This is a genomic window from Streptomyces sp. NPDC057253 (assembly GCF_042669125.1).
GTDB lineage: Bacteria > Actinomycetota > Actinomycetes > Streptomycetales > Streptomycetaceae > Streptomyces.
In genome coordinates this window covers 20,950-34,420 of the sequence record NZ_JBHUXV010000019.1, presented here as the reverse complement: position 1 = coordinate 34,420, position 13,471 = coordinate 20,950, and the positions used below count along the sequence as shown (strand labels likewise).

General features: G+C 72.5%; 13 protein-coding genes and 1 pseudogene. 6 read left to right on the top strand and 8 right to left on the bottom strand.

Annotation, left to right across the window (positions count from 1 at the left end; all coding sequences use genetic code 11):
- The first annotated feature begins 6 nt into the window (after nt 1–6).
- Nucleotides 7–1,113 (top strand): NAD(P)/FAD-dependent oxidoreductase, encoded by a 1,107-nt coding sequence (locus ACFULQ_RS13215; protein WP_383542290.1) that lies wholly within the window; start codon nt 7–9, stop codon nt 1,111–1,113.
- 105 nt (nt 1,114–1,218) lie between these two features.
- Here ACFULQ_RS13215 and ACFULQ_RS13210 read toward each other — a convergent pair whose 3' ends face one another.
- Entirely contained in the window at nt 1,219–1,896 is a 678-nt protein-coding gene (locus ACFULQ_RS13210) for a LuxR C-terminal-related transcriptional regulator (RefSeq protein ID WP_383542288.1), read from the bottom strand.
- A 277-nt stretch (nt 1,897–2,173) separates the two neighbouring features.
- Here ACFULQ_RS13210 and ACFULQ_RS13205 point away from each other — a divergent pair, with 277 nt between their 5' ends.
- Both ACFULQ_RS13205 and ACFULQ_RS13200 read left to right on the top strand, forming a co-directional pair.
- Nucleotides 2,174–3,217, top strand: coding sequence for a LacI family DNA-binding transcriptional regulator (locus ACFULQ_RS13205; protein WP_383542286.1), 1,044 nt, complete (start codon nt 2,174–2,176; stop codon nt 3,215–3,217).
- Nucleotides 3,218–3,486: 269 nt separating this feature from the next.
- Complete coding sequence (locus tag ACFULQ_RS13200) at nt 3,487–5,547, top strand: beta-galactosidase (protein ID WP_383542283.1); 2,061 nt, start codon at nt 3,487–3,489, stop codon at nt 5,545–5,547.
- Here ACFULQ_RS13200 and ACFULQ_RS13195 read toward each other — a convergent pair.
- Entirely contained in the window at nt 5,534–6,136 is a 603-nt protein-coding gene (locus ACFULQ_RS13195; RefSeq protein ID WP_383542280.1) for a GNAT family N-acetyltransferase, read from the bottom strand. The two genes, ACFULQ_RS13200 and ACFULQ_RS13195, sit on opposite strands and share 14 nt — an antisense overlap.
- A gap of 37 nt (nt 6,137–6,173) precedes the next feature.
- Entirely contained in the window at nt 6,174–7,037 is an 864-nt protein-coding gene (locus ACFULQ_RS13190) for a helix-turn-helix transcriptional regulator (protein ID WP_383542277.1), read from the bottom strand.
- Nucleotides 7,038–7,139: 102 nt separating this feature from the next.
- Here ACFULQ_RS13190 and ACFULQ_RS13185 point away from each other — a divergent pair, with 102 nt between their 5' ends.
- Nucleotides 7,140–7,847 carry an SDR family oxidoreductase gene (locus ACFULQ_RS13185; protein ID WP_383542274.1) on the top strand — a complete coding sequence of 236 codons (708 nt, stop codon included), beginning with the start codon at nt 7,140–7,142 and terminating at the stop codon, nt 7,845–7,847.
- A gap of 37 nt (nt 7,848–7,884) precedes the next feature.
- Here ACFULQ_RS13185 and ACFULQ_RS13180 read toward each other — a convergent pair whose 3' ends face one another.
- The 3 genes from ACFULQ_RS13180 to ACFULQ_RS13170 all read right to left on the bottom strand — a co-directional run bounded on the left by ACFULQ_RS13180 (nt 7,885) and on the right by ACFULQ_RS13170 (nt 10,019).
- The gene (locus ACFULQ_RS13180; protein ID WP_383542272.1) at nt 7,885–9,078 is read right to left on the bottom strand and encodes a CaiB/BaiF CoA transferase family protein; all 1,194 of its coding nucleotides are present in this window, start codon (nt 9,076–9,078) and stop codon (nt 7,885–7,887) included.
- Nucleotides 9,079–9,159: 81 nt separating this feature from the next.
- A complete protein-coding gene (locus ACFULQ_RS13175) occupies nt 9,160–9,426 on the bottom strand; it encodes a hypothetical protein (protein WP_383542269.1) in 267 nt (88 codons plus the stop codon).
- A 134-nt stretch (nt 9,427–9,560) separates the two neighbouring features.
- Nucleotides 9,561–10,019, bottom strand: coding sequence for a MarR family winged helix-turn-helix transcriptional regulator (locus ACFULQ_RS13170; RefSeq protein WP_383542267.1), 459 nt, complete (start codon nt 10,017–10,019; stop codon nt 9,561–9,563).
- 135 nt (nt 10,020–10,154) lie between these two features.
- On the opposite strand from ACFULQ_RS13170, the gene ACFULQ_RS13165 reads away from it, so the two are divergent.
- On the top strand, nt 10,155–10,688 hold the full coding sequence (locus tag ACFULQ_RS13165; RefSeq protein ID WP_383542264.1) for a 2'-5' RNA ligase family protein: 534 nt from the start codon (nt 10,155–10,157) through the stop codon (nt 10,686–10,688).
- A gap of 25 nt (nt 10,689–10,713) precedes the next feature.
- Nucleotides 10,714–10,962: pseudogene (locus ACFULQ_RS13160) on the top strand (hypothetical protein); the annotation flags it as partial.
- An 18-nt stretch (nt 10,963–10,980) separates the two neighbouring features.
- On the opposite strand, the gene ACFULQ_RS13155 reads toward ACFULQ_RS13160, so the two are convergent.
- Entirely contained in the window at nt 10,981–12,012 is a 1,032-nt protein-coding gene (locus ACFULQ_RS13155) for a helix-turn-helix domain-containing protein (RefSeq protein ID WP_383542261.1), read from the bottom strand.
- Between the two features lie 271 nt (nt 12,013–12,283).
- Nucleotides 12,284–13,267: an alpha/beta hydrolase gene (locus tag ACFULQ_RS13150; RefSeq protein WP_383542259.1), complete on the bottom strand. Its 984-nt coding sequence runs from the start codon at nt 13,265–13,267 to the stop codon at nt 12,284–12,286.
- Nucleotides 13,268–13,471 lie beyond the last annotated feature (204 nt).

Genomic DNA, 13,471 nt, shown 5'->3' with positions numbered 1-13,471 from the left:
GACTCGGTGAGCGACGGCGACGTAGTGGTGATCGGCGGCGGATATGCGGGCGTCCGGCTCGCCAAACGGCTGGACCCCACGGCACGGGTCACCCTGGTGGACCGCAAGGAGGTCTTCTTCCACCGCATCTCCTCCCTGCGCGCCGGGGTGCGCAGGGAGTGGACGGTGACCCCGTTCATCCCGTACGACCGGCTGCTGCGCCACGGCCGGGTCGTCGTCGGCAAGGCGGTCACCGTCGACACCTCCGCACGGCAGGTGCTGCTGGCCGACGGGACGCGGCTGCCGTACGACGTGGTGGTGATCGCGACCGGCGCCGACTACCCGGCACCCGCCCGGTTCGGCGGCACCACCACCGAGGAGGCGGTGAAGACCTTCAACGACCACCAGCAGAAGATCGCCTTCGCCGAGCACATCCTCGTGGTCGGCGGCGGACCCTCCGGCGTCGAACTCAGCGCGGAGATCCGGCTGGCCCGGCCCGAGGCCCGGGTCACGCTCGCGCACTCCGGTCCCGCGCTGCTCGACAACACCGGCAGCGAGCGGGCCGGACGCAGGGCGCTCACCTGGCTGGAGGCCCACGACGTGGAGGTCCGGCTGAACTCCTTCATGTCCCCGGGCAACGACTTCGGCACCTACCGCGAGGCCCACGGCGACGTCATCGCCGCCGACCTCTCCTTCTGGGCCACCGGCACCACCCCCAACACGCTCTGGCTGCGTCTCGCGGGACACGGCGACTGGCTGAACCCGTCCGGGCATGTGAAGGTCGACCGCGCGCTGCGTGCGGAGGGGCACCTGGACGTCTTCGCGGTCGGCGACGTCAACGACGCCAGCGAGCTCAAGATCACCCCGGCCGCGCTCGCGCAGGCGGACCTCGCCGCCTGGAACATCCGCGCCCACCTGAACAGTTCGGGCCGGCACCGCAAGGAGCCGCGCTTCTACCGGCCGATCCACCGCACCCCGCTGATCGTGCCCTTCGGCCCGGCCGACGGAGTGACCATGCTCCCCGTGCCGGGCGGCGAGACCGCGGTCCTGGGCGGCCGCACGACCGCTCTGGCCAAGGCGAAGACCCTCATGACGCCGTACATGCGACGCCAACTCGGCTATACGGCGGCTTGATTGGCGACGGCGGCCTCGAAACGGCGTGACCGGCGACGGCCGGACCGACTCGGGCGCACTGCCGAGGTCCAGGGGCCGGCACCCGTCAGGATGAGCCCGTGGTGCTCACGCGTGCAGGACGTGCTGGGCCGGTCTGACCAGGCCCGACTCGTAGGCGAAGACGACCGCCTGGACCCGGCCGCGGGCGCCGATCTTGGTGAGGATGTTGCTGACGTGGGACTTCACCGTGGTGGGGGCGATGGAGAGCCGGTCGGCGATCTCGGAGTTGGAGTCGCCGGAGGCGACCGCGGCGAGCACGTCGCGCTCGCGTTCGGTGAGGCTGCCCAGCCGGTTGCCGGGCCCCGGGCCGTCCAGGGCCCGCTGGTTGCGGACGGCGTCGATGAGCGCCCGGGTCAGCCCGGGGGAGACGACCACGTCACCGGCGGCCACCACCCGGACGGCCGCGACGAGTTCCTCGGCGGTGGCGCCCTCGTGCAGATGCCCGGCGGCCCCGGCGCGCAGGGCGGCGTAGGGGGAGGTGTCGTCCGCCGCGGTGAGCAGCAGGACGTGGGCGGCGGGCCCGTCGGGCGCGTGGGTGATCCGCCGGACCGTCTCGGCGGTGTCCGGGTCGGAGCTACGGCCGTCCAGCAGGACGACGTCCGGCCGCAGCAGGGCGCTGAGCCGGACCGTCTCGGGTCCGGGAGGCGCCTCGCCGACCACGGTCAGGTCGGGCTGCGACTCCAGGAGCATACGGAGGCCGACACGCTGAAGTGCCTGGCCGGTGGCGATGAGGATGCTGGTCATGGCGTGCGTGCTCCATCCTCGCCCAGCGGGCAATCGTGCTAAACGAAACGGTTTCGTTTTCGTGGATCTCAGCCTAACTCCGCCACTATCGAAACGGGAGCGTCTCGATTGTGGGGTGGCTCACGTTCCGCTTCGGTTTGCCCCAGGAACCTTCGGCCGCGTACGAGGCGTTGACGCGGTCCGGAGAAGGGTGTCACTGTCTTGACTACGTAGTCATCCAGTGATGCGGCCATGCTGCCGCGTTGTATGACTACGTAGTCGACAAGGAGAGCAGACGATGACACCCGGCTCCCGCCGTCCTCGCCGCGGCCCCGGCATGACCGAGGTCGCGCGGGCCGCCGGCGTCTCCCAGAAGACCGTGTCGCGGGTCGTCAACGGCGAACCGCACGTCAGCCCGGAGGTGCGCGACCGCGTGCTCCGGGCCGTGGAGGAGCTGGGCTACCGCCCGAACAACGCGGCGCGCGCCCTGCTCCTCGGCCGCTACCGGCGCATCGGCGTGGTCTCGCTCGGCACCGCCCTCTACGGCCCCGCCACCCTGCTCCTCGCCCTGGAGCGGGCCATGCACCGCAAGGGCTACGCCTTCACCCTGGCCGGCACCCTGGAGGGCCAGCCCGTCCAGGTCGCGGTGGAGGCGCTCCTCGAACAGGGCGTGGACGGCATCGTCCTGTCCGAGCCGATCGACGACGGGACACCCCTGCGCGTCAGCGCCGACGTACCGGTGGTCAGCCTCGCCGAAGGCGTCGAGGTCGGTCACGCCAACACCGCCGTCGTCGGCGCCGACGGCGTCACGGCCGCCCGGACCGCCACCGAGTACCTGCTCTCCCTGGGACACCGCACCGTCTGGCACATCCCGGGACCGCTCGACTGGTGGGCCGCCCGTGACCGTGTCCGCGGCTGGCGCGAGGCCCTCGCCGCCGCCGGTGCCCCCGAGCCCCCGCTGGCGGCCGAGGGCGACTGGAGCCCCGCCTCCGGGTACACCGCCGGGCGCCGGCTCGCCGAACTCCCCGACGTCACCGCTGTGTTCGCCGCCAACGACGACATGGCGATCGGGGCACTGCGGGCGTTCGCCGAGGCGGGCCGGTCCGTCCCCGGTGACATCAGCGTCGTCGGCTTCGACGACATCCCCGCCGCCGCCTATCTCGCCCCGCCCCTGACCACCGTCCGCCAGGACTTCACCGCGGTCGCCGACCGGGCCGTGGACGTCCTCATCGCCATGATCGAGGACCGACCCGCACCGCCCGAACAGGCGGCCGCCGCCACCGAGTTGACCGTACGGGCCTCCAGCGGCCCGGTACGCGAACCCGCACCACCCCTTCGCTGAACCGTCGGCGCGACGGCCCGCGGCCCACCATGCCGCCGGCCCGCTCCGCCCTGCCCGCGCGTGCCGCCAGGAACGGCCGCACCCGCGCACCCCCGTAGCCGCACCACGTGAGGGGTCACGTGCGCGCTCGCCGGAGCCGTCATCGCCGTGGTGCCCGCGGTCGCCCTCTTCGTGGTCCTGCGCAGGCAGCTCCTCGAAGGGCTGTCCACGGGGGCCGTGAAGGGCTGACGGGTCACCGAAGTAAGACTCAACCACCGTATGGGAGAAGGATGTTCCAGCTGCCACCCCGGGTCCTGTTCGGAGCCGCGTACTACCACGAGTACCAGCCGTACGAGCGCTTGAAGGACGACCTCGACCTGATGGCCGAGGCGCACTTCACCGTGATCCGGGTGGGCGAGTCGGTCTGGTCGACCTGGGAGCCCGAGAACGGCCGCTTCGACCTGGACTGGCTCCAGCCCGTCCTCGACGGCGCCCACGAGCGGGGCATCTCCGTGATCCTCGGGACGCCGACGTACGCCGTGCCGCCATGGTTCGCCCGCCAGTACCCGGAGATCGCGGGGGAGTCGCGCACCGGCGAGCGCATCGGCTGGGGCGCCCGGCAGGAGGTCGACCTCACCCACCCGGCGTTCCGCTTCCACGCCGAACGGATCATCCGGAGGATCGTCGCCCGGTACGCCGGCCACCCGGCCGTGATCGGCTACCAGGTCGACAACGAACCCGGCCTCCACCTCCTGCACAACCACGGCGTCTTCCAGCGCTTCACCGACGAACTCCGCGAGCGCTACGGCGACGTGGAGACCCTCAACCGTGCATGGGGCCTGGTCTACTGGTCGCACCGGCTCTCCACCTGGGCCGACCTGTGGACGCCCGACGGCAATGCCCAGCCCCAGTACGACCTGGCCTGGCGCCGCTTCCAGGCCCGGCTCGTCACCGAGTTCATCGAGTGGCAGGCCGGCATCGTCCGCGAGTACGCCCGCCCCGGCCAGTTCGTCACCACCTGCATCTCCTACGACCGTCCCGGCGTCGAGGACGACCAGCTCACCGCACGCCTCGACGTCACCGCGGGCAACCCGTACTACACGATGCAGGACGCCCTGGAACTGCCCGACCGCGGCGGCCGCGCACAGGACTGGACGACCAACGGGACCTGGGCGCTCTACCGCAGCGCCGACCGCATGTACTCCTCCCGCCAGGAGCCCTTCCTGGTCACGGAGACCAACGCCCAGGCGATCGGCCACCCGTGGAACAACCGCCCCGCCTACGACGGCCAATGGCGCCAGGCCGCCTGGGCGTTGATCTCCCGGGGCGCCTCCATGATCGAGTACTGGCACTGGCACACCCTGCACTTCGGTGCCGAGACCTACTGGGGCGGTGTCCTCCCGCACAACGGCCGCCCCGGCCGGGTGTACCGGGAACTGGCCGCGCTGGGAGCGGAGTTGGAGAAGGCGGGCGACCTGACCGCGTCCCTCACCCCGGACGCCGACGTCGCCTTCCTGTACGACGGCCCCAGCAAGTGGGCGCTCGAGGGCCAGCCCCCGCTGCCCACGGCGGACGGGGACGGGGACGGGGACGAGCGGTCGTACGAGCGGATCTTCGACGCGTTCTACCGGGGCGCCTTCGACGCGGGCCTCCAGTCCCGCATCCTGCACCCCATGCAACTCCCCGGCACGGACCTGCCGCCGGTGCTGGTCGTCCCCGCCTACTACGCGGCCGACGACGCGGTCCTGGACCGGCTGAAGGCGTACGCCGAGGCGGGCGGTCACCTGGTCGTGGGCCCCCGCACGGCGTACGGCGACACCGAGGCGCGGGCCCGCACCGAGGTGCAGCCCGGGCGGCTGACCGAGGCCGCCGGGGTGACGTACGACGAGTTCAGCAACCTCGGCGGACCCGTGCAGGTGACCGGGACGGCCGTACTGCCGCTGCCGCCCGAGGCGCACGCCCTGCACTGGGCCGACGGCCTCCAGCCGCGGGGCGCCGAGGAGGTGGCCACCTACGAGCACCCCCACTTCGGCCGCTGGCCCGCCGCCACGACCCGGACCTGCGGCGAGGGCCGGATCACCTACGTCGGCACGGTGCCCGACCCCGCCTTCGCGCGGGCGCTGTTCGACTGGGCCGCCCCCGACCCCTGGCGCCCCGGCCACCCGAGCGTCACCGCGACCTCGGCCACCGCGCGGGACGGCCGCCGGGTCCGCTTCCTGCACAACTGGTCGTGGGACGAGGTGACGGTGCCGGTGCCGGAGCCCGTCCGCGACGTCCTCACGGACACGACCCACCCGCAGGAGGTGGCCCTCGGGCCCTGGGACGTGAAGGTCCTGCTCATCGAGGGCTGAACGGCCGGGCCTGGCCCGGCACGACCCGGGTGACCACCCAGTGGTGCTTGCCTATCCGGCGGGTGCGCTCGAAGCCGTGGCTCTCGAAGAGCGCCACCGTGCCGTTGTGCAGGAACGACGAGGACACCGAGCGGCCCTCGGTGTCCTCGGGGTAGCTCTCCACGGTGCCCCCGCCCCCGCGGGCGATCTCGTCCAGGGCGCCGTCGAGAGCGGCCGACGCCACCCCCTCGTGCCGGTGGGTCCTGTCGACGAAAAAGCAGGTGACGCGCCAGTCGGGGAGGGTGTCGAGGCCCTGTTCGTAGACACGCCGGTGCTTGATCCGGGGCAGTTCGGCGGTCGGCCCGAACTGGCACCAGCCGACGCACAGCGGGCCGTCGTACACGAGCGATGCATGCGCCCTGCCCTCACGCACCCGCTGCTCCTTCTCCGCCCGGCTCCGCTCCGGGGGCTTCCTGTCGCTCACCCCCTCCTCGTGGAAGGCCATGCACCAGCAGCCGCCCCACACGCCGTTGTGCCGCTCGACCAGCGCGGCGAAGTCCGGCCAGGTGCCCTCGTCCAGGGGCCGCACCCGAAACGCTTCCCTCGTCATACGGCCAGGCTGCCACGCGGCACCGACAACGGCGCCCTCAGCCGGACGCGGGCTGCCGGCCCTGCTCGACCAGGCTCTGCGTGCCGAGCACCGAGAGCAGGCGCAGCTTCTCGGCCGCCTCGGCGCCGGGATCGGCCGAGTAGACGAGGATGTGGAGGTCGTTCTCCTCCACCCGGAGCAGGTCGCAGTCGAGGGTGAGGGTGCCGACCTGAGGGTGTTCGACCGTCTTGCGGGAGGCGGTGAGACGGCCCACCACCCCCGCGTCCCACAGTTCGGCGAACCGCTCGCTGCGGCCGCGCAGCTCCCGGACGAGCAGCGTCAGTTGGCGGTCGGCGGGATAGCGGGCCGCGGTCGCGCGCAGTTCGGCGACCATGCCCACCTCGAAGGCCGCGCGTTCCTCCGGAGTGTGCCGCACCCGCGTCGGCACGCCAGTGAAGTTGCGCCAGACGCTGTTGCGTTCGAAACCGCGCAGGCCGGAGGGATCGCCCAGCAGCGCCGCGTACATCGGGTTGGCCATGAGCAGCGTCATGGCCGCGTCGGAGACCGCGACGGGGGTGTCGACCAGCCGGTCGAGCAGGCGCTGCACACTGGGCGTGATGAAGGCGGGCACGACATCGGGTCCCGGTGGCACCTGCCCCGCGAGCCCGAACAGATACGCCCGCTCGTCCCCAGACAGCCGCAGCGCCCGGGCCAGCGCCTCGACGACCTGCACCGACGGGTTGACCGCCCGGCCCTGTTCGAGGCGCGTCACGTAGTCGACCGAGATGCCGGCCAGCAGGGCCAGTTCCTCGCGGCGCAGTCCGGCCGCCCGCCGGTGACCGCCCGAGGGCAGCCCGGCCGCGTCCGGGGCGACCCGGTCACGCCAGCGCCGCAGTGCCTGTCCCAGTTCCGTCGCCGCCATGTCCCCAGTGAACACCGCCGGCCGCGGATGTGCCTGGTACCGCCAGTCCCAGGAAGAGGGGTCTTCTGGCTGACTCCGCGACGGCGCAGGAAGGTGGGTGACATGACGACAACACTCATCACCGGAGCGAACAAGGGTCTCGGCCACGAGACCGCCCGCAGGCTCGTCGCCGCAGGTCACACCGTCTACATCGGCGCCCGTGACGCCGAGCGCGGCCGCCGCGCCGCCGACGAGCTCGGCGCCCGGTTCGTCCAGCTCGACGTCACCGACGACGCGTCCGTGGCCGCCGCGGCCAAGACCGTCGAGGCCGACGGCGGCCTCGACGTCCTGATCAACAACGCCGGCATCGAGACCCGCACCGACGACAACAGCGTGCCGGTCGCCGAGACCGTCACCGCCGACCACATGCGCACCACCTTCGAGACCAACGTCTTCGGTGTCGTCCGCGTCCTGCACGCCTTCCTGCCGCTGCTGAGGCGCTCCGCCGCCCCGGTCGTGGTCAACGTCAGCAGCGGACTGGCCTCCCTGACCCACCTCTCCGACCCGGACCATCCCGCGCACTTCTATCCGGGCATCGCCTACCCGACCTCCAAGACCGCGGTCAACATGCTCACCGTGCAGTTCGCGAAGGCGTTCCCGGACCTGCGGATCAACGCGGTGGAGCCCGGCTTCACCAAGACCGACCTGAACGGCAACACGGGCACGCAGACCGTGGCGGAGGGCGCCGAGATCATCGTACGGATGGCGCAGGTCGCCCCGGACGGCCCGACCGGGGGCTTCTTCGACGTCAACGGTCCACTGCCGTGGTGACGCACGGCTGAGTCTGGCCCCCGACGGCCGACGACGCTCACACGACCGCGTCCGTGCGCAGCGCCGCGATGTCCTCGGCGCTGCGGCCGAGCTCCGTGAGGATGGCCTCGGTGTGTTCGCCCACCGCCGGGACCGGCTCCATGCGAGCGGGCAGCCCCGCGAGGTCGGCCGGCGGGAGCAGGGCCTCCACCGTGGCCCCGCCGGGGAGGGCGACCTCGTGCCAGCGGCCGCGGGCGGCCAGGACCGGGTGGTCGAGGAACGCGGCCACGTCGTTGACCCCGGCGCAGGCGATGCCCATCTCCTCCAGGTCCTTCAGCACCTCGTCGGCGTCGGAACGGGCGATCCGCTCGGCGACCACCGCGTTGATCTCCTCGCGGTGGGCGACCCGGGCGGACCCGGTGGCGAAGCGCGGGTCCCCGGTCAGCTCGGGCCGCCGCAGGAAATCGGCGCACAGGACGGACCACTCGCGTTCGTTCTGGATGGAGAAGAGCACGTCCTTGCCGTCGGCGGCCGTGAAGGCGCCGTACGGGGCGATGGTGGCGTGCTGGGTGCCCAGGCGCTGGGGCTGGGTGCCGCCGTATCGCGTGTAATTGGCCGGCTGGCTCATCCACTCGGCCAGTGCCTCGAACAGCGACACCTCCACCGGGTGGGCCCTGCCGGTGGAGGCGCGGGTGTACAGGGCGGTCAGGACACCGCTGTAGGCGTACATCCCGGCCGCGATGTCGGCGACGGAGATCCCGACCCGCGCGGTCTCCTCGGCGGTCCCGGTCAGCGACACCAGCCCGGTCTGGCACTGCACCAGAAGGTCGTACGACTTGCGGTCCGCCCAGGGCCCGTCGGTGCCGTACCCGGAGATGGTGCACGGGATCAGCCGTGGCCACCGCTCCGCGAGGGCGGCCGGACCGAGGCCCAGCCGGTCGGCCGCGCCCGGAGCCAGGTTCTGGACGAACACGTCGGCGCCGTCGAGGAGTTGGTGCAGGATCGCGAGACCGCGCGGGTCCTTGAGGTCCAGGGTGAGGGATTCCTTGGACCGGTTGAGCCACACGAAATAGCTGGAGTGGCCGTGCACCGTCGTGTCGTAGCGGCGGGCGAAGTCACCCTCGCCCGGCCGCTCCACCTTGATCACCCTGGCCCCGAGGTCGGCGAGCTGCCGGGTCGCGTACGGCGCGGCCACGGCCTGCTCCAGGCTGACCACGGTGATGCCGGACAGGGGAAGCTGCGGGGGACTCATGCGGCTCTTTGTACGGTCGAGCCGGACAGGGTGTCAACGATCACTGTGGGCCACGGTCCGGCAGGTCGATGCGCCGTTTCCTCAGTTCTGGCGGCCGGGCGTGCACAGCACCAGGACCGCGCGGGCGACGAGTTCACCAGCCCCGCCGAGCTCCTGGCGGTAGCGGTCCGTGATCTCCCGCACGGTCTCCGTGAAACCGGGGTCCACGACACGGGCCCGGGCCGGGGCGGGGAGCTCCTGAGCCATCGCGCGACGCCGCGCCAGCAGCGCGATGATCTCCTCGTCGAGACGCTCTATCCGGGTGAGTGACACGTCGTCCCCGGGGGCGGTGGCCTGGTTCGTCGTCACGCTGAAACTCCGTTCCTGTGCGCGAGTCGCGCGAAACGCGGTGCGCTCCTTCACTGCTGGTCCCTGAAGACCTTGCCCGTGGCGGTCCGTGGGAATGCGTCCCGGAACCAGGAGTTGCGGACGACGGTCACCGATCAGGCGGGCACGCCGAGGGTCTCGACCGCCTTGACCAGCGGGGCGAGCTCGGGATCGCGGGCCGCTTCGTCGAGGGCCTCGCGCAGGGCCGCCTCGTTGGTGGGGCGGGCCTCCTCCAGCAGGGTCAGGCCGGCGTCGGTGACATTGGTGTAGATGCCGCGCCGGTCGGTGGGGCACAGATAGCGGGTCAGCAGCCCGCGGTCCTCCAGGCGGGTCACCAGCCGGGTGGTGGCGCTCTGACTGAGCACGACCGCGTCGGCGACCTGCTTCATCTGGAGATGCCCGCCGTCCCCGTCGTGCTGTCGGCTCAACACGTCCAGCAGGGAGTACTCCCGCACGCTCAGGTCGTGCCCGGCCTGGAGGGCGCGCTCGATGTGGGCCTCGATCCTGCCGTGCAGGAGCGAGAGCGCGCACCAGCCCTGGGCGAGGGCGGTGAGTGCCGGGTCAGTCGCGGTCATGGGGCTGGGCCTCCGTCCCGAAGTGGTGGGATCCAGAATATGTCATCGATGAAATAGTCGGCGTAAGCGTGCTTTGTGTGCGTGCAAGTTGTGTCGGGTCGCGGTCGCCGGACTCCGGTCGGGTACAACCAAGACATGACAGTCGACGCATCCGCCCCGTTCGTCAGCGGCCAGACGGCGCTCGTGGTGCCCGTGCCGGCGGCCGAGCCGACGGTACGGGCCTGGCGCGACCGCTTCGATCCGGCGGCCCGGGTCGGCGTCCCGGCGCATGTCACCGTCGTCTTCCCGTTCCTGCCCGAGCCGCTCGTGAACGCCGACACCCGCGCCGCCCTGGAGGAGATCTTCGGCCGGCATCCCTCCTTCGACGTGCGGTTCGAGGACTGCGGACGTTTCCCCGGGCTGCTCTATCTCGCCCCCGACCCCGACACACCGTTCCGCCGGCTCACCGATTCCGTCGTCGCACGCTGGCCGGAAGCCCCGCCGTACGGCGGCAAGTACGAGCCCCACCCGCACCTGACGGTCGCGCAGTCCGAGGACGACGCCGTACTGGACGAGGCCGAAGCCGACATCCGCACCGGCCTCCCCGTCACGGCCCGGGTGTCGAAGGTCGACCTCGTCACCTACACCGGCACCGACTGGCAGCGGATGGCGGCCTTCGCGCTCAAGTAGCCTCTCGTCGGTGCGAAACGAACCCATGACCGGCCGGCCACCGACGACCACCCTCTGGCGCCCCACCGGACCGGTGGAACTGGATCTGGTCCTCGACGACGACTACGCGATCAGGATCGCCCGGGACTGGAACGTAAAGCACGACGGCGCCGGATTCGTCACCCGCTTCGAGATCGAGTCGGACTTCGTGAGCCGCTACCCCGTCCAGCAGGCGGGCGGCCGGACGATCCTCGAACTGTGGGTACCCGCGGAGGAGTTGGACGAGTTCAACGCGCCCGAGCGCGGGGTTCCGCTACGAGCGGGCCAAGTGCCGCATCGCCAGCGCCAGTTGCAGCCGCAGTCGGCCCTGGGGCGTGCGCAGCGGCCAGCCCAGCAGATGCTCCGCGTGGGACAACCGGTCCTGGAGCGTGGAGTGGTGGACGTTGATCTCGGCGGCGGCCGCGCGCAGGCTCGCCGTCGAGACCACGGCGTGCAGTGTGGCCAGCAGCCAAGGTGTGCTCGCGCCCGCCGCCTCCAGGGCCTGGACATCGGGCGGTGCCTGCGCACCCGGTGCGACGAGGTCGGCCAGCAGCGCGACCCCGCCCAGCTCGTCGGCGTGCACGACCTTGGGCCCCGGATCCCGGGCCGTGCCCTCCGCGGTGAACCGCAGCGCGGTGCGGGCGTCGGCCCAGGAGCGCGGCAGGTCGAGCACGGGCACCTCGGGCCCCACACCGACCCGCCCTTCGGGCAGGCCGGCGATCGTCTGTGCGGTGAGCGGTTCGGTATCGGCCCGCCCGGCATCCGCCCGCCCCGCCACGACCATCGGCCGCCCGTCGAGCGGGGCCAGTGCGCGGGCGGTCCCGGCCGGGTCCAGCCCGAGCCCGCGCGCCGCGTGCAGCCGGGCCGCCTCCGGCGCGGCGGCGTCCAGCAGGGTCTCGACCAGCGCGGGGTCGTCCACGGGAGCCCGTCCGCGCGTACGGTCCAGCACGAGCCGTACGGCCCCCGCGGCGCGCTCCAGAATCACCGCGTCGACGACACTGGGCGCCGCCTCGGCCCGCTCCAGCCACAACGCGGCGGCACCGCCGGGTGCGAGCGCGGCGGACGGCCAGCCGGGATCCGGCGGCGCCCCGGAGTCCCGGCGGGTCCCGTCGGCCTGGACCCGCACCCGCACCCGCCGCTCCGCGTCGACCAGCAGCGCGGGCACCCCGGCGAGTACGGCGGCACCCCGGACCAGGGCCTCCAGCCCCGCCCGGGACTCGGACAGCCGATCGAAGTAGGCAATGACCCGCACGGCGGCACCGGCGTCCGGATCCAGCGCGGTCAGGCGCCCGGCCAGCTCTTTCATACGGCTATGGTGCGCCATACAAGCGCCGAAGCACCCTGAACGACCACGGAGAACCGGGCCACTCGGCCTCGCCGGAGCCGGAGCCGGAGCCGGAGCCGGAGCCGCGGCCCCAGCCGCCCGGGGTGCTGTGGCTCCTCGACGGGGCAACGCGACGGCGGGCCCGGCGGAGCCGCGGCTGATCGACGGGCACCGCCGCACGGCCCGGCCGCAGTTGCCGTAGCCGACACGTCACCCCCCGCCCCGCGCTGCCTCCCGCGCCCCTACCCTCCTGTCACCCTTCGCTCCCCAGCAACCTCCGCAACCACGCCACGTGCGCCGCCCGCGCCGCCTGGGACAGGGCTGCCTGGGGGGCGAAGCCGTCGAAGCCGTGGAAGCCGCCGGGCCAGACGTGGAGTTCCGCGACGCCGCCCGCCTGCCAGATCCGGGACGCGTACGTGACGACCTCATCGCGGAACGTCTCCGCGGAGCCCACGTCGAGGAAGGCCGGCGGAAGGCCCGAGAGGTCCTCGGCCCTGGCCGGGGCGGCGTACGCGGGTACATCCGGGCCGCCCCGCCGTTCGCCCAGCAACGCCGTCCACCCGGTCTCGTTGGCCGTACGGTCCCACACCCCGAGCCCTGCCATCTGGTAGGTCGAGGGACTGTCGTTGCGGTCGTCCAGCATCGGACACATCAGCAGCTGACCGATCGGCCGGGGCCCCTTCCGGTCCCGGGTGAGCAGCGCCAGCGCCGCCGAGAGGCCGCCACCCGCACTCGCGCCCGCGATCACGATCCGCTCGGCGTCGCCACCGATCTCCCCGGCATGCTCGGCGGTCCACACGAGCCCGGCGTACACGTCCTCCACCGGCGCCGGATGCGGATGCTCGGGTGCCAGCCGGTACTCCACCGACACCACCACCGCGTCCAGCTCCTTCGCCCAGGCCAGCGGGCCGTCGACGCCGACACGGTTGTTGCCGATGATCATGCCGCCGCCGTGGACGTGGTAGATCACCGGACGCCCGGTACCCGCGGGAGCCGGAGTGACCGGCCGGGCGATCAGCAGGGAGATCTCCGGGGCACCCACCGGCCCCGGCACCGACCGGTCCTCCACCGCGAAGAACCCGTCCAGCGTCAGGTCTAGGTCGGCCAGCATCTGGATACCCGGTCCCTGCCGTACGAGGTCGATCTCGTCCAGCGTGAGGCCGGGCGAGATCAGGTCCTTGATCAGGTCCAGGGCGGCACCGAGCTCGGGGTCGAACGGGGGCGGCACAAGCGTCATGGCTTCTCCTCACGCGGGGCGCGGCGGCTCTTGGCGCCATGATCGGGGCATCGGCGTCCGTCCGGGGCGCCGCCGTACGGCGGAACCTGCCCGCCGTACGGCGGGTCATGGCGGCGACAACCCGTCACGTCCGCGCGCGACCTGCGACTCCTTGCCCTCGTATGACCTGTTGTTCACCTTCCGTAGGTGGAAGGGATGCCCCGA